An 18333-nucleotide genomic window follows, 5' to 3' on the forward strand; every position below is an offset into this window, starting at 1 on the left:
TTGGGAGATCGAACTGGGCTTCAGGGATATCAAGAGTTCTCTGCAGCAAAATGCAATGACCCTGCGTAGCAAGGTAAAGGAACTGGTTTACCAGGAGGTCTGGGGCTTGTTGCTGGCCTACAACATCATCCGCCGGGAAGCCAGCCAGGCTGCCGTCGCCTTTGGCCGCTCTCCATGTGAGATCCGCTTCAAACCCGTAGCCCACTACATCGCCGTGCAGCTGATCGTAATGGCGGCGGCCAACCCGATTTCAGCAACCGGAAGACGTTTGTCGGAGTTAAGGGCGGGAATCGGCGGGCTGTTTCTGGATCACCGCCCCAGGCCATCACGACCAAGGACGGTGAAGATTTCAAAGACCCGCTATCCCGTGGATCGAAAGGCCGCTCCGCTTAAGTGAACAGCATTACGCCAAGTGCGGGGCTTTTTCGTTTCCGGCTCTCAGAACCTGTTTACGATCTCGCGTGCTAGAGCCATGCAAGGCAAAAACCGACGAGGACGCGCTGGGGTCGCATTCGACTTTACGCGCTGTAAATGAGTAGTCCGAGTCGGTTTTTAACGCAGCAGGGCCGACGCGCAGCAGATCGTAAACAGGTTCTCAGTACGCCCGGAACTCCTGATGGCAGGCCTCACAGGCATCCTCGACGCGCTGCACCGGCGCCGCCAGTGACTCGGGCTGGAGCGGCTTGCGGGTGGTCGCCTCGACCAGCGCCGCCGTCGAGGCTTCGAGATCGTGGGCCAGTTGCTGGAAGCGCTCCTGGCGCTGCCAGACCTCGTCCCGCGCCGAGGTATCGTCCTCTTCCTTGACCTGCGGGAAATGCTGCCAGGGCTGGCGCGAGAGGTCGTCCAGCTTCACTGCGCCCTCGCTGAAGCGCTGCTCGTCGAACGGAACGCGCCCGCGCAGCATGCCCCCGAGGTCTTCGCTGGTCTTGAGCATTGCCTTGAACAGCGCCTGGCGCTTGCCGAGGGGCGAGTTGGGATCGACACCACCGCAGGCGGCCAGGCCCGCGCAGAGCACCACTATCGACAGGGACTTCAACTTCATGACGACCAATCGCTTGCATGGAGGAGCCGGAGATTATCCCCGTGCCTCCCGCCAGAGGCCAGCCCCGGTGCGTTCAGGTCCGGAAGCGTTCGAGGAAGCCATGGAGTTGCTGCAAGCCACCATCGATGACCGACACCGAGGTGCTCACCGTCTGCGCGTCACCGCGGGTCCGGTTGGCCAGGTCGGCGATCCGCCCGATACGCTGGTCGATGTCCAACGCCACCTGGCTCTGCTCCTCGGTGGCGCTGGCAATCTGCAGGTTGAGGGCGTTGATGGCATCCACCGCTTCGACGATGCCGTCCAGCGCCTGGGTCGCCTGCTGGATGTGCCCGAGATTGTCGCGGGCCTGGGCGGCGCTGTCGCGCATGCTCGATCCGGCGCCATGGACGCCTTCCTGCAAGCGCTGGACGATGGCGCGGATTTCCTCGGTGGAGGCCTGGGTCCGGCTGGCCAGCGTCCGGACCTCATCGGCGACCACGGCGAACCCGCGCCCGGCTTCACCGGCCCGGGCCGCCTCGATGGCTGCATTGAGCGCCAGCAGGTTGGTCTGCTCGGCGATGCTGGTGATCACCGCCAGCACCTTGCCCACCTGCTCGCTGTCCTTCTCCAGTGCGCCGGCCTGTTCGGCGCTGCCGTCCAGTTGCGCACTCAGCGCGGCGAGCTGGCCGGCACTGACCTGCACCGCCCTGCGCCCGTCCTGCACCAAGCGCTCGGCCCGCTGGCTGTTCTCCGCGGCCTGGGCCGCGTTGCGCGCCACGTCCACCACGGTCGCACTCATTTCATTCATGGCCGTGGCGACCTGCTCCAGCTCCTCCTGCTGGCGACTGACCCCGCCACCGGCCGCTTCCACGGCCAGAAGCACGTCGTCCAGATGGTGCTGGGTGTTGCCGCAGGTGTCCTTGATCCGTCCGAGCAGTTCGCGCACCTGTTCCAGCATGCGGTTGTAGCCATTGGAGATATGGGCGATTTCGTTGTCCCGGTAGCGGCTGTCCAGGCGATTGAGGAAATCCCCGGAGCCAACCCGCACCAGTGCATGCTCGATCGCGCGCAACTGGCTCATCAGCGGGCTCAGGCCGAACTGGCGGCCGAACACCACCAGGGTCAGGATGCCTAGCACACAGACGAAGGCGATCCACATCTGGGTGCGCTGGGTCCGCTCGGCCAGCTCGGTCATCATGCCGACAGCACCGTTCATGTCCTTGAGCAACGCCACCGACGCCGCCTGGACCTCATCCAGCGACGCCTCGCCGGCCCGGCCAGCCAGTTGCTCCAGCAACGGGCGCAAGGTCTGCCAGCGCTCTCCGACACGCGCCAGTTGCGCCTGCACCGCCGCATCGGGAAATGCGCTGATGTTGCGCATCGGGTTGCCGTTCGTCAGGTCCCGGTGCGCCTGTTCGAACTGTTCGAGGGTGCCCTGGAATACCGCCCGCTCACCGACGCCCTGGCTCAGCAGCAGCGCCTCCTTGGTCATTTTCTGGCTGAGCATGCGCTGCGCGCCCGCCACGTTGAGGGTGTCCGGCGACACCGACATGCTCAGGTACAGGGCCACCGAAGCGCTGGCGGCCAGCACGAACATCAGGGCATAGGAAAACAGGAACTGGTGGTTCAGCGTCCTCAGGCCGATACCGGCGAGCAACCGATCCAACACGTGGGTAACACTGTGCGACGACATCTCGGCGTCCTCCCTGGAGTGATAGCGAAAGAGGCGCCGAGCATGGAAGAGCCGAGGAGCGAATATCTTGATCTACCGCAGGTTCGCATTCCTCGCGCCCCTCGGACAGACGAGCGGTGGCGGCCAGCTCCGTGCGCTCCGGCCCGCCCTTTGCCCCGCGCTCAGCGGGTATCGCCCTCCGTCCAGCGACCACCGCCGCTTTCGCAGTCGACTTTCGCCTGTCCCTTGTCCAGCGCCTGGTAATAGTAGGTGACGATCTTCGCTTCGTCCGGCACGTTCGGCGGCGTGCCCGCCTCCTGGCCGTAGCGGCCGGAGGACATTTCGTTGGCCAGCGTTTCCTGGGTCAGGGGCGCGACGCACCTGCCGAAGTAACCGGAGGGGCAAGCCTGGCGCTTTTCCTTGCGCATGCCGGCGACGTCTCCAGTCTTGTTGTTGCATGACCAGTCCAGCGACCCCTCCGGCATGCCCTCGTGTTCGAAGCAGTATTCGTTGCCGCCATTGCTCGGTGGGGTCTTGGCCTCGGGCTGGGCGGACACATGGCAGGATTCGGCCAGCGCCGGCAGGCACGCGGAAGCCGCGAAGGCCAGGACGGTGGCGCGTAGAAGAGCATTCATGACGAACCTCCAGCGAAAGCGGGATGGGAACCCTTGCGGCCCCTTGAATTGTGACGGCCGACCGGCGGCAGAGTTCGTCCCCCAGCCGGTGATGAAGTCGACAACCTGGGCAAAGCGCCAGCAGTCCGACGATAGCCTCGGGTTAGAATCCGTTCCCCCCGGCCGCCGCGCCGGGACCAATGGAAACCTGACCGAACAGCCGCCGCCGACCGGGGTCCACTCCCCTGTATCGCGCCCCAGGCGTCCATCGACCTCAGCCAAGGGATTGATCGCATGCTCGAAATCGCCGCCGTCTTCATCAGCCTCACCGCCGCGCTGGCCTATCTGAACCACCGCTTCATCGGATTCCCGCCGACCATCGGCGTCATGGCCATCGCCCTGGGCTTCTCGCTCCTGCTCCAGGGCCTGAGCGCGCTGGGCCATTCGGTGCTGGAAGACAGCATCGAGACGATGATGAACCGCATCGACTTCAACGACCTGCTGATGAACGGCATGCTTTCCCTGTTGCTGTTCGCCGGCGCCCTGCACATCAACCTTGCCGACCTGCGCGAGCGGCGCTGGGCCATCGGCTCGCTGGCGACCCTGGGCGTGCTGGTTTCCACCGCCCTGATCGGCGCCTGCGCCTACGGCGTTTTCCAGCTCTTCGGCTTCCAGGTCTCCTGGATCTACTGCCTGCTGTTCGGTGCGCTGATCTCGCCCACCGACCCCATCGCCGTACTCGGCATCATGCGCTCGGCGGGCGCGCCCAAGCCGCTGGAGATCACCATCGTCGGCGAGTCGCTGTTCAACGACGGGGTCGCCGTGGTGGTGTTCACCGTGCTGCTGGGCATCCTCGCCGCCGGCGAGATTCCCAGCGCCGGGGAGATCGGCTGGCTGTTCGTCGAAGAAGCCATCGGCGGCATGCTGTTCGGCGCCCTACTGGGCTGGATCGTCTATCGCATGCTGAAGAGCATCGACCAGTACCAAGTGGAAGTCCTGCTGACCCTCGCCCTGGTCATCGGCGGCTATACCCTGGCGACCCACCTGCACCTGTCGGGCCCCATCGCCATGGTGGTGGCCGGCCTGATCATCGGCAACCAGGGCCGGCTCCACGCCATGTCCGACAAGACGCGGGAAAACGTCGACAACTTCTGGGAGCTGATCGACGAAATCCTCAATGCGGTGCTGTTCGTGCTGATCGGCATGGAGCTGCTGCTGTTGCCCTTCACCTGGCTCTACCTGGCGATCGGCGCAACCCTGATGCTGTCGATCCTGGTCATCCGACTACTGACCATCGGCCTGCCCTTCTCGCTGATCCGCCTGCGCGGCGGCGTGCCGCGCGGGACCATCCGCCTGCTCACCTGGGGCGGATTGCGCGGCGGCATCTCGGTGGCCCTCGCCCTGGCCCTGCCGGCCGGCGAAGAGCGCAACCTGCTGCTGAACATCACCTACATCATCGTGCTCTTCTCGATCCTCGTGCAGGGCCTGAGCATCGGCCGGCTGGTGCGCCACATTTGCGGCAACGAACCGCGCACACACTGACGCGCAGCTCGTCCGCAACGCTTGGGGATAGCCACGCACCCGGCTATAATCGCCGGGTTTCACACGGTCGACTCCGTTCGGCCGTTCCCGCCACCCATCCGAGGGGCGCTGCAGCAGAGACCCGGAGCCAACGCATCGCGCGTGCCTTCGTCCTGTCAGGCTCGGTTGGGGCGTTGCCAAACGCATCAACGGCGCCCATTCGCATATCACGAATGGAGACTCTTTCATGAGCGCTGTACTGACGCCTGCCGGTTTCACCGACTACAAGGTCGCCGACATTTCCCTGGCTCCCTGGGGCCGCCGCGAAATCATCATCGCCGAATCGGAAATGCCTGCCCTGATGGGGCTGCGCCGTAAATACGCCGCCGAACAACCGCTCAAGGGCGCGAAAATCCTCGGCTGCATCCACATGACCATCCAGACCGCCGTGCTGATCGAGACCCTGGTCGCGCTGGGCGCCGAAGTACGCTGGTCGTCCTGCAATATCTTCTCGACCCAGGACCAGGCCGCCGCCGCCATCGCCGCCGCCGGCATCCCGGTGTTCGCCTGGAAGGGCGAGACCGAGCAGGAATACGAATGGTGCATCGAGCAGACCATCCTCAAGGACGGCCAGCCCTGGGACGCCAACATGGTGCTCGACGACGGCGGCGACCTGACCGCGATCCTGCACCAGAAGTACCCGCAGATGCTCGACCGCATCCACGGCATCACCGAGGAAACCACCACCGGCGTGCACCGTCTGCTCGACATGCTCAAGGCCGGCACCCTGAAAGTCCCGGCGATCAACGTCAACGACTCGGTGACCAAGAGCAAGAACGACAACAAGTACGGCTGCCGCCACAGCCTCAACGACGCCATCAAGCGCGCTACCGACCACCTGCTGTCCGGCAAGCAGGCGCTGGTCATCGGCTACGGCGACGTGGGCAAGGGCTCGGCACAGTCGCTTCGCCAGGAAGGCATGATCGTCAAGGTGGCCGAAGTCGACCCGATCTGCGCCATGCAGGCCTGCATGGACGGCTTCGAAGTCGTCTCGCCGTACAAGAACGGCCTCAACGACGGCACCGAAGCCAGCATCGACCGCGACCTGCTGGGCAAGATCGACCTGATCGTCACCACCACCGGTAACGTCAACGTCTGCGACGCCAACATGCTCAAGGCGCTGAAGAAGCGCGCCGTGGTCTGCAACATCGGCCACTTCGACAACGAAATCGACACCGCCTTCATGCGCAAGGCCTGGGCCTGGGAAGAAGTGAAGCCGCAGGTGCACAAAGTCCACCGCACCGGCGCGGACGGTTTCGATCCGCACAACGACGACTACCTGATCCTGCTCGCCGAAGGCCGCCTGGTGAACCTGGGCAACGCCACCGGTCACCCGAGCCGGATCATGGACGGCTCCTTCGCCAACCAGGTGCTGGCACAGATCCACCTGTACGGCGCGAAGTTCGCCGACCTGCCGGCCAGCGGCAAGCCGGCGCAGATTCGCGTGGAAGTGCTGCCGAAGAAGCTCGACGAAGAAGTCGCCCTGGAAATGGTGAAAGGCTTCGGCGGCGTAGTCACTCGCCTGACCGCCCAGCAGGCCGAGTACATCGGCGTGACCCAGGAAGGCCCGTTCAAGCCGAACAGCTACCGCTACTAACCACAGCCCCAAGCTGCAGGCCGCAAGCTGCAAGAGGGAGCCGAATCCACTTGCAGCTTGGGGCTTGAAGCTTGCCGCTGAGAAGGGAACCTTCTCCATGTCGCAAGAACGCCGTTACAGCTTCGAATTCTTCCCTGCCAAGACCGAAGCCGGACACGAAAAACTGCTGGCCACCGCACGCCTGCTGGCTGGCTACAAGCCCGATTTCTTTTCCTGCACCTATGGGGCCGGTGGCTCGACCCGCGACCGTACCCTGAACACCGTGCTGCAACTGGACAGCGAAGTGAAGGTGCCTACCGCGCCGCACCTGTCCTGCGTCGGCGACTCCAAGGCCGAACTGCGCGAGCTGCTGGCGCGCTACAAGGACGCCGGGATCAAGCGCATCGTCGCCCTGCGCGGCGACCTGCCGTCCGGCATGGGCATGGCCAGCGGCGAGCTGCGCTACGCCAACGAACTGGTCGAATTCATCCGCGCCGAAACCGGCGAGCACTTCCACATCGAAGTGGCCGCCTACCCCGAAGTCCATCCGCAGGCGCGCAACTTCGAATCCGACCTGGCCAACTTCGTGCGCAAGGCCAAAGCCGGCGCCAGCAGCGCCATCACCCAGTACTTCTTCAACGCCGACAGCTATTTCTACTTCGTCGAGCGCGTGCGCAAGATGGGTGTGGATATCCCGGTAGTGCCCGGCATCATGCCGATCACCAACTACAGCAAGCTGGCGCGCTTCTCCGATGCCTGCGGTGCGGAAATCCCGCGCTGGATACGCAAGCAGCTGGAAGCCTATGGCGATGACATCGACAGCATCCAGGCGTTCGGCGAACAGGTGATCACCGAGATGTGCGAACGATTGCTGCAAGGTGGCGCGCCGGGTCTGCACTTCTACACTTTGAACCAGGCCGAGCCCAGCCTCGCCATCTGGAACAACCTCAAACTGCCCCGCTGACGGACGCAGCGGCCGCGAGCGCGGCCGCTACCACTCAAGGACGAGCCATGAAACAGCACCGCCTTTCCCTCATCGCCCTGCTTCTCGGCGGATTCGCCGCTCCCTTCGCCCAAGCCAGCAGCGATGACGGCTGCTACCCGGACTGGTCGCTCATCCACCACCAACTGGATGCCTGCAGCAACCTGCCATTCCTCAGCCCGGGCAACGACAGCCAGGTGAACCTGCGCTTGCTGCTGACCGATGCCGGCCAGGCCTCGCTGCCGGAATACCCGGTCTCGGAGTACGACCGCACGCTCGGCTACGGCCCGGTGCCTTTCAACCTGGCCATGCTCCACGAGCCCAGCCCGCCCGTCGAAGCGGCAGCCTCCGCGTCCACCACACCCGAGCCGGCGGACGATCTGCTGCAACGCATCGGCGGCGACGTCGCCAGCCTGAGCCTGGGCGGCGAGGACAGCTACGCCGAGGGTGAAGGTGGGCGTGGACGCAGCAACAACCACGACACCGCCCGGCTATTCCTGACCCGGCTGCTCGAAGCCGATCTGCCCGACGCCGAGCGCCAGGAGCTGGCCCGCGTCCGTCTGCGCATGCTCCAGTTGCATCTGGAGGACGGCTCGGAGGACGCGCTCACCCCGACGGGTATCGAGACACCGCTCGGCCAGCAATTCGCCCGTTACCTTACCGGCGCCACGGCTTTCTATACCGGTGACTTCGACACGGCCCGGCAGGACTTCGAGGCGCTCGTCGACAGCGAGGACGACTGGCTGCGCGAAACCGCCCGCTACATGGTCGGACGCACCCAGTTGAACGCCGCCCAGCGCAACGCCTTCGACGAGTGGGGCTACCCGCAGATGGAAAACGTCGACCACGATGCTCTCCAGACTGCGCAAACCGCCTTCGAGGCGTATCTCGCCGCCTACCCGGAAGGCCGCTACGCCCTCTCCGCAAACGGCCTGCGCCGCCGGCTCTACTGGCTGATGCAGGACCCGCGCAAGCTGGCCGACGAATACGCCCGGCTGTTCGCCGAAGCGAATGCGCAACAGAACCCGGATCAGCAAGTGGCGCTGCTACAGGAAGTGGATAACAAACTGCTCACCGTCACCGCTCCCGATGCGGTCGACAGCCCCCTGCTGCTGGCCACGCTCGACCTGATGAAGTTGCGCACCGACGCGCCCGGCGCCCTCGACCGGGATGCCCTCCAGGCCCAGCGCGGGTCGTTCGAGCAACATCCGGCGCTGCATGCCTATCTGCTGAGCGCCTACCACTTCTTCGTCGAAGGCTCCCCGGAGAAAACCCTGGAAAGCCTGCCCAGCACCCTTCCGACAACACCGCTGGACTACCTGACCTTCAGTCAGCAGACCCTGCGCGGCCTGGCCCTGGAGGCCAAAGGCGACCGGCAGCAGGCCGCCAAGCTCTGGCTGGATCTGCTGCCCCTGGCCCAGCACCCCTTGCAGCGCGCCCAGCTGGAACTGGCCCTGGCCATGAACTACGAGCGCAGTGGCCAACTGGACGCGGTGTTCGCCGACGGCTCGCCGATCCGCACTCCCCGCGTCCGGGAAATCCTGTTGCGCCATGTCGCCGGCCCTGACCTGCTGCGCAAGCAGGCCCAGGCGGGCGGAGTTCCGAATGAGGAACGGGAAACGGCGCTGTTCGCCCTGCTCTACAAGGACTTGCTCCGCGGCCATTACGACGACTTCTCAGCCGACCTGGCGCTGCTGCCGAAGACAACGCCGGAGCAGCCCGCAGCCAACGTCGACAGCCTGCGCAACCTGGCACTGTTCCGCTGGTCTGGCGGGGATACCTCGGGTTATCAGTGCCCATCCCTCGCAGAGACAGCCCAGGCTCTACAGGCGAACGCGCAGGACCCGAAAGGCTTGAACTGCCTGGGCGAATTCATCCTGCGCAACGGCCTGGACGGCTTTGCGCTGAACCGCCAGCCCGACGAACAGGTCCTCGGCGGCAGCGAGCCGCTGTTCCCCGGCCCGATCTATTCCCGGCTGGATGGCTATCTCCATGTAGTCGCCGATGCCAAGGCCTCATCCGACGACAAGGCCTACGCGCTGTACCGGGCGATCAACTGCTACGCGCCGAGCGGCTACAACGGCTGCGGCCCGCAGGACATTCCACAGAGCCAGCGCAAGCAGTGGTTCCAGACCCTGAAGAACCGCTATGCCCAGACCACCTGGGCGCAGTCGCTAAAGTACTACTGGTAACCCATGGGGCGGCTCGCGCGAACCCTGGCCGCCTGTATTCTGCTGGCTCTCCTGGCCGCCCCGTGGCCTTCCGGTCCGGCGAACGCTGCCGTGGAAGCCAGCGACTACGATGCCTTCTGGCTGTGGAGCGGCGTCCGCCCTCAGCCCGTCCTGGCCCAGGCCAGGACCCTGTACATCCTGCAAGGCCAGATCAGCGCCATACGCCGCAGCGCACATCCCGAAGTTCGCTTCGCCGCTCAAGGCGTGGCCATTCCCAAGCCGAGCCGCAGCGAGGTCTGGCTGGCCTATCGCGCGCACACCCTGCGCTGGCCGCCGCACGTCCACGACACCCTGCTCGCGCAGTTGCGCCGCTGGCAGCGTGCCGGACACCGGGTGGTCGGCGTACAGATCGATTTCGACGCCCGGACGCTGCACCTCCACGAATACGTGGATTTCCTCCGCGACCTGCGCCGTCGCCTGCCGGTCGAATACCGCCTCAGCATCACCGGGCTGCTGGATTGGAGCAGCAATGCCGACCCGACAGCCATCGGGCAGTTGAAGGGCGTCGTCGATGAGGTGGTGGTCCAGACCTACCAGGGTCTCTCGACCATCACCGATTACCAGGCCTACCTGCCACGCGTCAGCCGGTTGGGCCTGCCGTTCAAGATCGGGCTGGTGCAACAGGGCGAGTGGCGGGCGCCCGACTACCTCGTCCGTTCGCCTTGGTTTCGTGGCTACGTGGTGTTCCTGCGCAACCCGTGACTCGGATACCGGAAGAGCGGCAAGACGAATGTTCGGCCGATCACAACCCGGCACGCCGCGACAACCGTTCAGCAAGAGGAAAGCGGCATCGCCCGCAGGCTCTGTTATACTCGGCGCTTCCCGCCAGGCTTACGCCCGGATGCGCGGCCCGAGTGGCCCCGCAGGACCGGACGGGATCGCACGCCAGTTGCGATTCAAGCCAGGCAGATCACCCCATCGGGCATCGCCCCAGAACTGAACAGGATTTCTCATGTCCTTTGCTTCCCTCGGTCTCTCCGAGGCTTTAGTCCGTGCCATCGAGGCAGCCGGCTACAAAGAGCCCACCCCAGTGCAACAGCGGGCCATTCCCGCCGTGTTGCAAGGCCGCGACCTGATGGTCGCCGCCCAGACGGGTACGGGCAAAACCGCAGGCTTCGCCCTGCCCATCCTCGAACGCCTGTTTCCCGGCGGACATCCCGACCGCGAACATCGCCACGGCCCGCGCCAGCCGCGCGTGCTGGTCCTGACGCCGACACGCGAACTGGCGGCCCAGGTACATGACAGCTTCAAGGTCTACGCCCGCGACCTGAAATTCGTCAGCGCCTGCATCTTCGGCGGCGTCGGCATGAACCCGCAGGTCCAGGCGCTGGCCAAGGGCGTCGACGTCCTGGTGGCCTGCCCCGGTCGCCTGCTCGACCTGGTCGGTCAGGGCAGCGTCGATCTGTCCCACGTGGAAATCCTCGTGCTCGACGAAGCCGACCGCATGCTCGACATGGGCTTCATCCACGATGTGAAGAAGGTCCTCGCCAAGCTGCCGCCCAAGCGCCAGAACCTGCTGTTCTCGGCGACCTTCTCGAAAGACATCACCGACCTCGCCAGCAAGCTCCTGCACAACCCCGAACGCATCGAAGTCACCCCGCCGAACACCACGGTGGAGCGCATCGAGCAGCGCGTGTTCCGCGTGGCCGCCAGCCACAAGCGTGCCCTGCTGGCCCATCTGATCACCCAGGGCGCCTGGGAACAGGTCCTGGTGTTCACCCGCACCAAGCATGGTGCCAATCGCCTGGCCGAGTACCTCGACAAGCACGGCCTGCCGGCGCTGGCGATCCACGGTAACAAGAGCCAGAACGCCCGCACCAAGGCCCTGGCCGACTTCAAGGCCAACCAGGTGCGCATCCTGGTGGCCACCGATATCGCCGCCCGTGGCCTGGACATCGACCAGTTGCCCCATGTGGTCAACTTCGAGCTGCCCAATGTCGAGGAAGACTACGTGCACCGCATCGGCCGTACCGGCCGTGCCGGCCGCAGCGGCGAAGCCATCTCGCTGGTGGCCCCGGATGAAGAGAAGCTGCTGAAAAGCATCGAACGGATGACCAAGCAGAAGATTCCGGACGGCGACACCATGGGCTTCGACCCAGCCTCGGTCGAGGCCGAACGCCCGGAGACCCGCGAGCGCCAGGAGCCGCGCCCGCCGCGCAACCAACAGCCGGCCGGCGAGCGCAAGGCCGGGAGCGGCCGCAAGGACAAGGGCAAGGAACGCAACAAGGCCAAGCCGAAGGGCCCGCGCCAGGACCAGCAGCAGCCCGCCAAGGCCGCACGTGCGCCCGTCCCCGCGCTACCTCCGGACCGCGATCCCGAAGAATTCCTCGACGACGAAGTCGACAACTTCGGCAACCGGGTCGATTACGTCAGCCCGTACCAGAAGCAGCAAGGCCGCGGGCGCCGTAGCGGTGGACAGGGTCAGGGCCAGCCGCAGGGTGGCAGCCAGGGCCGTGGCCAGGGTGCTCGTGGACAAGGCTCGCAAGGGCCGGCTCAGGGCCGCAGCAACAATGGCCAGGGGCAAGGCCAGGGCAAGGCCGGCCAAGGCCGGCGCAAGGGCCGGGGTGGCCAGGGCCGTCGCGAAGACAGCCTGCGCAGCGAGCCGCCGTTGCGCGAGCCGACCGAGGCTCGACCGCAGCGCGAGACCCAGCCGCGCATCCTGCACAAATCCCGGGGTGAGCGCCTGCCCACGCTGGAGCAGCTGGAGCAGTTGCCGAGCCGTCCACGCGGCGAAAAACCGGCCCTGCTGACCCGTAACCGGGATAGCTGAAACCGCTGGGCCCAAACGAAAACGCCGACCTCGAGGTCGGCGTTTTCGTTCCGCGTTGCGCTTGGTTCTTACTGGCGCACGCCTTCCACCGAGAGAATCAGCTCCACTTCCTGGGAAGCCGGGCCGAGGTCCTTCTGAATGTCGAAGTCCTTCAGCTTGAGGGTGGTGGAACCCTCGAAACCGGCACGGTAGCCGCCCCACGGGTCATCGCCCTGGCCGACCAGCTTGGCCTTGATCACCACCGGCTTGGTCACGCCGTTGAGGGTCAGGTTGCCGGTGATGTCGGCGGTGCCGGTACCGGTGGACTTCACCGCTGTCGACTCGAAAGTCGCAGTCGGGTGCTTGCTGACGTTGAGGAAGTCGCCGCTGCGCAGGTGCTTGTCACGCTCGGCATGGTTGGTGTCGACGCTCTCGGTGTTGATGTTCACCTTCACCTTGCTCGCTTCCGGGTTCTTCTCGTCGAAGCTGAAGGTGCCGTCGAAATCCTTGAAGGTGCCATACAGCCAGCTGTAGCCCAGGTGGCTGATCTTGAAATTGACGAACGCGTGCTGGCCCTGCTTGTCAATCACGTAATCGGCGGCCATGGCCTGGCCGGCGGTCAGCAGTGCGGAGCCGAGCGCCAGTGCGGCGAGGGTTTTCTTCAACATGGGTAACTCTCCAGTGAGGTCGGGTAACAGGCAGAGGCGTTCCCACGCCCCCGCAATTCGTTTCGCGAAAGGTCAGCGGCCGAGCATCCGCACCAGCGTCGTATCGCGGTCGAGAAAGTGGTGCTTCAACGCGGCCAGGGCATGGATGACCGCGAAGATCACCAGTCCCCAGGCCAGGTACTTGTGGATATGCCCGGCGATGTCCTCCTGCTCCGGCAGGCCGCTGACCAGCGCCGGCACTTCGAACCAGCCGAAGACACCGATGCCGCGTCCGTCCGCCGTCGAGATCAGGTAGCCGGAAATCATCACGCCGAACAGCCCCAGGTAGAGCAGGCCGTGCCCCAGCGTCGCGCCCAGGCGGGTCAACCGATCGTGCTCGGGCAGCGCGGCTGGCGGCGGGCTGACGAAACGCCAGACCAGGCGCCCCAGCATGAGGAGGAACAGAAGGATGCCGATGCTCTTGTGAATGTCCGGCGCGCGCTTGTACCAGCTGCTGTAGTAGTCCAGCCCAACCATCCAGAAGCCAAGGGCGAACAGACCGAAGACGGCCACAGCCACCAGCCAGTGCAGCAGGACGCTGACCAGCCCGTAGCGGGCAGAAGAGTTGCGCAATTGCATGTCAGGAAGTCTTCCCCGGAAAACGATTGAGAAAGACTAACGATAAATCTATCGAGTTAAAGCGGAAAATTTCGCTTTGAAATATCGGGAAATACGATCGTTAGCGTGCCTGCGACAATCACCGAGACGCTCATCACAGAGCGAGGTAGCGCATCGACGAGCACACCGATGCAACCGTCGGCACATCCGCCCATTGCGGGCGGAGCGCATCGATTATTTGAACAATCCGGAGAAGAAACCCGGCTTCGGCTTGGCCTCTTCGGCCTTGGCCGGCTCGGGCTGCTTCGGAGCGGCCGCCGCCGGCTGTACCGGCTCGATGGTCTTGCCGGCCAGCAGATCCTGCAACTGCGCGGCAGCCCGCTTGCCGCTGCTCAGCGCACCTTCCAGCGTGCCCGGATGCAGCGCATCGGTGTGTTCGCCGGCGAAGGCCACACGCTGCAACGGCTGCTCCCAGAGCCGCCAGAAACGACTGATCTGCCCCGGGCCATAGGCGAGGTAGGCGCCGACCGTTCCCGGATCGGTGCTGTAGCGACGGATCTCGTAGCCGCTGAACGCACCCCGCGCCTTGGGATAGTGCTTGTGCAGGCGAATCAGCACCTGGTCCACCATCTGCCGGTCACCGAACGCCTGCAACAGCCGCGCGTTATCGCCGGACAGGTTGATCAACACATTGGCGCCGCCTTTCAGCGCCGGCTCGATCCAGAGCATGCCGAGGCCTTGGTCGCTGTAGATTTCCCCGGACATCCGCGCCTTGCTGTCCCAGACCGGGCTCTTGAACTTCAGCAGCATCTGGTCGCGCCAACCGTAGTTGGTGCTCTTCAGCGCGCCTTGCTGCCGCTCGGAAAGCGCCGGGATGAACTGGATCTGCGCCAATGCGCGCAAGGGTACGGCGAGCACCACGTAGTCGGCGTGATAGCCGGTGGCACCGACTTTCACGGTGACGCCGTCCTTGTCCTGGCTGATGGCGGAAACCCGCGCCTTGGTCTTGATCGTCTTCAGCTTCTTGACGAACGCCTGGGCCAGCACTTGGCTGCCGCCCGGCAGGCGCGCCGCGCGCAGGTCGCGGTCATCGATGCCGCGATAGACCCGGGTCTGTTGCGCCAGGTAAAGCAGCGACAGCCGCGACGGTTCGTCGTAGCGGGTACGAATGCGCTGGTTGACCAGCAGACGCGCGGTCGGCGGCAGTTCGAGCTTGTCCAGCCAGCGCGCCACGTTGATCTGGTCGAGGGCGAACAGCGTGTTGTTCGCTGCCGGGTTGAGCGGGTCGTCGATGGCGGCGGCCAGATCGTCGAGGGTCTTTTCGAAACGCAACAAGGCCTGAGCGGTGGTCGGCTGCTTGTCGGCCAGTTCGGTGGCGCTGAAATACTGGCCATCGATCAGATAGCCCGGCGTGCGTACGTAGTCGGGTGCCGGTTGCGTCTTGATCTTGAAGCTGTCGAGGTAGCCGTTGAGCACCGGCTGCACCTTGGCGTTGCCGACCCACTCGCCAGCCGCCAGCCCGGAGCGCCCGCCGACGGTCGGCTTGGCTTCCAGCAGGGTCACCTGCCAGCCGGCCTGCTGTAGCTCGTAGGCCGCGGAAAGCCCCGACAAACCCGCGCCGACCACAATCGCCGTGGGCTGCTTGTCCTTGCCCTGCGCCAGACCGGCAGCCAACCCGAGCACCAGCAGCGCCAACGCGCGCGCCCAACGTAACGACATCATGCAATCCCCTGCTTGAAACGACGGCGCGCAGCATACCCAGCCACCCTCGGCGAAACCAGACGTATCCGCCGGCGTGCCGAAAACGCCCTGCCGCTCATCTGATAGGCTGTGCCGATCATTACAGGAGACGACCGCATGGGCCTCAACGCCGAGTGGATGCAGCGCGACCTCGCCGTGCTCTGGCATCCCTGTACCCAGATGAAAGACCACGAGCGGCTGCCGCTGGTGCCGATCCGCCGCGGCGAAGGTGTCTGGCTGGAGGATTTCGAGGGCAAGCGCTATCTCGACGCGGTCAGCTCCTGGTGGGTCAATGTGTTCGGCCACGCCAACCCGCGCATCAACCAGCGGATCAAGGATCAGGTCGACCAGCTCGAACACGTCATTCTCGCCGGCTTCAGCCACCAGCCGGTGATCGAACTCTCCGAGCGGCTGGTCGCCATGACGCCGGCCGGCCTGGAACGGGTCTTCTATGCCGACAATGGCTCGTCCTGCATCGAAGTGGCGCTGAAAATGAGCCACCACTACTGGCTCAACGTCGGCAAACCGGAGAAGAAGCGCTTCGTCACCCTCAGCAACAGCTACCACGGCGAAACCGTGGCTGCGATGTCGGTGGGAGACGTCGCGCTGTTCACCGACACCTACAAGGCGCTGCTGCTGGATACGCTCAAGGTGCCGAGCCCGGACTGCTATCACCGCCCCGAAGGGGTGAGCTGGGAAGACCATTCGCGGCTCATGTTCGGCCACATGGAACAGACTCTGGCCGAGCACCATCGAGAAATCGCGGCCGTGATCGTCGAGCCGCTGATCCAGGGTGCGGGCGGCATGCGCATGTACCACCCGGTCTATCTCAAGCTCCTGCGCGAAGCCTGCGATCGCTACGGCGTGCACCTGATCCATGACGAGATCGCCGTCGGCTTCGGCCGCACCGGCACGATGTTCGCCTGCGAACAGGCCGGCATCACCCCCGATTTCCTCTGCCTGTCCAAGGCGCTCACCGGGGGCTATCTGCCGCTGGCGGCCTGCCTCACCACCGACCGGATCTACCAGGCCTTCTACGACGACTACTCGACACTGCGTGCCTTCCTCCACTCGCATAGCTATACCGGCAATCCGCTGGCGTGTGCGGCGGCCCTGGCGACCCTGGATATCTTCGAGAGCGACCGGGTGATCGAGAACAACCGGCGGCTTGCCGCACGCATGGCCCAGGCCACGGCGCACCTGATCGATCATCCGCAAGTGGCCGAAGTGCGCCAGACCGGGATGGTGCTCGCCATCGAAATGGTCCAGGACAAGGCCAGCAAGACGCCCTACCCCTGGCAGGAACGTCGCGGCCTGAAGGTCTTCGAGCATGCGCTGTCGCGTGGTGCCCTGCTCCGTCCCCTGGGTAGCGTGGTGTATTTCCTGCCGCCCTATGTGATCACCGAGGAGCAGATCGACTTTCTTGCCGAGGTGGCGAGTGAGGGCATCGACATCGCTACGCGCGACAGCGTGAGCGTTCCACTGGGCGGCCGTTATCCCGGGTTCCGCGATCCCGGATAGCGGCAGCCTGCTTCGCGGTAGGTAACAAGCACTTCGAGCCGAGGCCAGAACGCTTTAAGCTTGCCGCTTCTCACTTGCCGCTTGCAGCCAGCCCTATGCGTCTATCCCGTTTCTTCGTCGATCAACCGCTCTCCCTTGGCCAGCATGGACTACCCGAGGCCCAGGCTCACTATATCGGCCGCGTCCTGCGCCTCGTGGTGGGCGATGCGGTGCAACTGTTCGATGGCAGTGGCCAGGAATTCCTGGGCCAGTTAAGCGAAGTCGGGAAGAAGAGTGTGCGGGTCGAACTCACAGAGCAGTTCGACGGACAAGCGGAATCGCCGCTCCGAGTGCACCTCGGCCAGGGCCTCTCGCGCGGCGAACGAATGGATTGGGCCATCCAGAAAGCCACCGAGCTGGGCGTCGCGGTCATCACGCCCGTGGTCAGCGAGCGCTGCGAAGTACGCCTGAAGGACGAGCGCGCCGACAAGCGTCTTTCTCACTGGCGGCAGATCGCGATCAGCGCCTGCGAGCAATGCGGTCGCTCGGTGCTGCCGGTCATCCACCCGCCCCTGCTGCTGAGCGACTGGCTGCGCCAGACCGAAGCCGATCTCAAGCTGGTCCTGCATCCGGTGGCCGAGCCGCTGAGTAGCCATCCGAAACCGGCATCGCTGGCCTTTCTCATCGGTCCCGAGGGTGGGCTCTCCGAAACGGAAGTCGATCAGGCGAAAGCAGCCGGCTTCCACGCCGCCCGGCTCGGCCCGCGCGTATTGCGTACCGAAACCGCGCCCGTGGTAGCCCTGAGCGTGGCACAGCAGTTGTGGGGGGACTTCTAAGCGGCAAGCGGATCAGACTAGGGGCCGGCTTCGTGCCGCCGTCTAGCGGCTTTTTTCTTACCGCTTGGGGCTTGAAGCTTGCCGCTGCTTCAAATCAAACCCGCGTCGGCGAGCATTTGCTCCAGTCCGATCAGGTCCGGGATCTTGACGATCCCTTCGCCGAGGTCGGCTGCCGCCAGTTCCAGCGGCGCCAGAGGAGCATTGGATTGCAGCAGATGCGCATCGATCTTGATCGAGCGCGGGATACCTTGCACCAGCAGAGCCAGGAACTTCACATGGGCCCGACCGCCAAGCGCGTTGATCACAGCCACGCGAGCGCCCATTCCGATCACGGCCTGGCCGTCGGAGGCCGCCTCGAAGGACAGCAGCGGCAGGCGCAGGTCACGCCAGGCGACCTGACCCAGGAACCAATCCGGCAGCCCGGGGCTGGCCTGGGGAGCCCGGAAGGGAATCAGTTCGGCGACCGCCACGTTGGGCAGGAGCAGGGTCCGGTCCGTCAAAGGCAGCAGGAGACCGGTCAGCTCCTTGGCAGTGCTCTGGGTGGCGATGGCTTGGCTCATGAAATC

15 protein-coding genes, 1 pseudogene and 1 riboswitch are annotated in these 18333 nt (G+C 65.1%); of the genes and pseudogenes, 9 read left to right on the forward strand and 7 right to left on the reverse strand.

Annotation, left to right across the window (positions count from 1 at the left end):
- Positions 1–397 (forward strand): annotated as a pseudogene (locus PIN01S_RS11310) (IS4 family transposase); the annotation flags it as partial.
- 198 nt (positions 398–595) lie between these two features.
- On the opposite strand, the gene PIN01S_RS11315 reads toward PIN01S_RS11310, so the two are convergent.
- From PIN01S_RS11315 to PIN01S_RS11325, 3 genes are all read right to left on the reverse strand, one after another.
- Positions 596–1042, reverse strand: coding sequence for a c-type cytochrome (locus PIN01S_RS11315; RefSeq protein ID WP_084335773.1), 447 nt, complete (start codon positions 1040–1042; stop codon positions 596–598).
- Positions 1043–1115: 73 nt separating this feature from the next.
- A complete protein-coding gene (locus PIN01S_RS11320; RefSeq protein WP_084335774.1) occupies positions 1116–2714 on the reverse strand; it encodes a methyl-accepting chemotaxis protein in 1599 nt (532 codons plus the stop codon).
- 161 nt (positions 2715–2875) lie between these two features.
- Entirely contained in the window at positions 2876–3328 is a 453-nt protein-coding gene (locus tag PIN01S_RS11325; protein ID WP_084335775.1) for a hypothetical protein, read from the reverse strand.
- A 273-nt stretch (positions 3329–3601) separates the two neighbouring features.
- On the opposite strand from PIN01S_RS11325, the gene PIN01S_RS11330 reads away from it, so the two are divergent.
- From PIN01S_RS11330 to rhlE2, 6 genes are all read left to right on the forward strand, one after another.
- On the forward strand, positions 3602–4849 hold the full coding sequence (locus PIN01S_RS11330; protein ID WP_084335776.1) for a cation:proton antiporter: 1248 nt from the start codon (positions 3602–3604) through the stop codon (positions 4847–4849).
- Positions 4850–4943: 94 nt separating this feature from the next.
- Positions 4944–5053, forward strand: a riboswitch (S-adenosyl-L-homocysteine riboswitch).
- 22 nt (positions 5054–5075) lie between these two features.
- Complete coding sequence (gene ahcY / locus PIN01S_RS11335; RefSeq protein WP_084335777.1) at positions 5076–6485, forward strand: adenosylhomocysteinase; 1410 nt, start codon at positions 5076–5078, stop codon at positions 6483–6485.
- 97 nt (positions 6486–6582) lie between these two features.
- Positions 6583–7428, forward strand: a complete 846-nt coding sequence (gene metF, locus PIN01S_RS11340; protein WP_084335778.1) for a methylenetetrahydrofolate reductase [NAD(P)H] — start codon at positions 6583–6585, stop codon at positions 7426–7428.
- Between the two features lie 47 nt (positions 7429–7475).
- Positions 7476–9638 (forward strand): PA5441 family protein, encoded by a 2163-nt coding sequence (locus tag PIN01S_RS11345; protein ID WP_084335779.1) that lies wholly within the window; start codon positions 7476–7478, stop codon positions 9636–9638.
- Positions 9639–9641: 3 nt separating this feature from the next.
- Positions 9642–10379: a DUF3142 domain-containing protein gene (locus PIN01S_RS11350; RefSeq protein ID WP_084335780.1), complete on the forward strand. Its 738-nt coding sequence runs from the start codon at positions 9642–9644 to the stop codon at positions 10377–10379.
- A gap of 250 nt (positions 10380–10629) precedes the next feature.
- On the forward strand, positions 10630–12447 hold the full coding sequence (gene rhlE2 / locus PIN01S_RS11355; RefSeq protein ID WP_084335781.1) for an RNA helicase RhlE2: 1818 nt from the start codon (positions 10630–10632) through the stop codon (positions 12445–12447).
- Positions 12448–12515: 68 nt separating this feature from the next.
- On the opposite strand, the gene PIN01S_RS11360 is transcribed toward rhlE2, so the two are convergent.
- The 3 genes from PIN01S_RS11360 to PIN01S_RS11370 all read right to left on the reverse strand — a co-directional run bounded on the left by PIN01S_RS11360 (position 12516) and on the right by PIN01S_RS11370 (position 15410).
- On the reverse strand, positions 12516–13094 hold the full coding sequence (locus tag PIN01S_RS11360; protein WP_084335782.1) for a YceI family protein: 579 nt from the start codon (positions 13092–13094) through the stop codon (positions 12516–12518).
- 72 nt (positions 13095–13166) lie between these two features.
- Positions 13167–13712, reverse strand: coding sequence for a cytochrome b (locus PIN01S_RS11365; protein ID WP_084335783.1), 546 nt, complete (start codon positions 13710–13712; stop codon positions 13167–13169).
- 213 nt (positions 13713–13925) lie between these two features.
- Entirely contained in the window at positions 13926–15410 is a 1485-nt protein-coding gene (locus PIN01S_RS11370; protein WP_084335937.1) for a flavin monoamine oxidase family protein, read from the reverse strand.
- A 138-nt stretch (positions 15411–15548) separates the two neighbouring features.
- On the opposite strand from PIN01S_RS11370, the gene PIN01S_RS11375 reads away from it, so the two are divergent.
- Together PIN01S_RS11375 and PIN01S_RS11380 are read left to right on the forward strand one after the other, a co-directional pair.
- Entirely contained in the window at positions 15549–16952 is a 1404-nt protein-coding gene (locus PIN01S_RS11375) for an adenosylmethionine--8-amino-7-oxononanoate transaminase (protein ID WP_084335784.1), read from the forward strand.
- 95 nt (positions 16953–17047) lie between these two features.
- A complete protein-coding gene (locus tag PIN01S_RS11380; RefSeq protein ID WP_084335785.1) occupies positions 17048–17767 on the forward strand; it encodes a 16S rRNA (uracil(1498)-N(3))-methyltransferase in 720 nt (239 codons plus the stop codon).
- Positions 17768–17856: 89 nt separating this feature from the next.
- On the opposite strand, the gene PIN01S_RS11385 is transcribed toward PIN01S_RS11380, so the two are convergent.
- On the reverse strand, positions 17857–18327 hold the full coding sequence (locus tag PIN01S_RS11385; RefSeq protein ID WP_084335786.1) for a chemotaxis protein CheW: 471 nt from the start codon (positions 18325–18327) through the stop codon (positions 17857–17859).
- Between the last annotated feature and the right edge of the window lie 6 nt (positions 18328–18333).

Source organism: Pseudomonas indica NBRC 103045, assembly GCF_002091635.1.
Classification (GTDB): domain Bacteria; phylum Pseudomonadota; class Gammaproteobacteria; order Pseudomonadales; family Pseudomonadaceae; genus Pseudomonas_M; species Pseudomonas_M indica.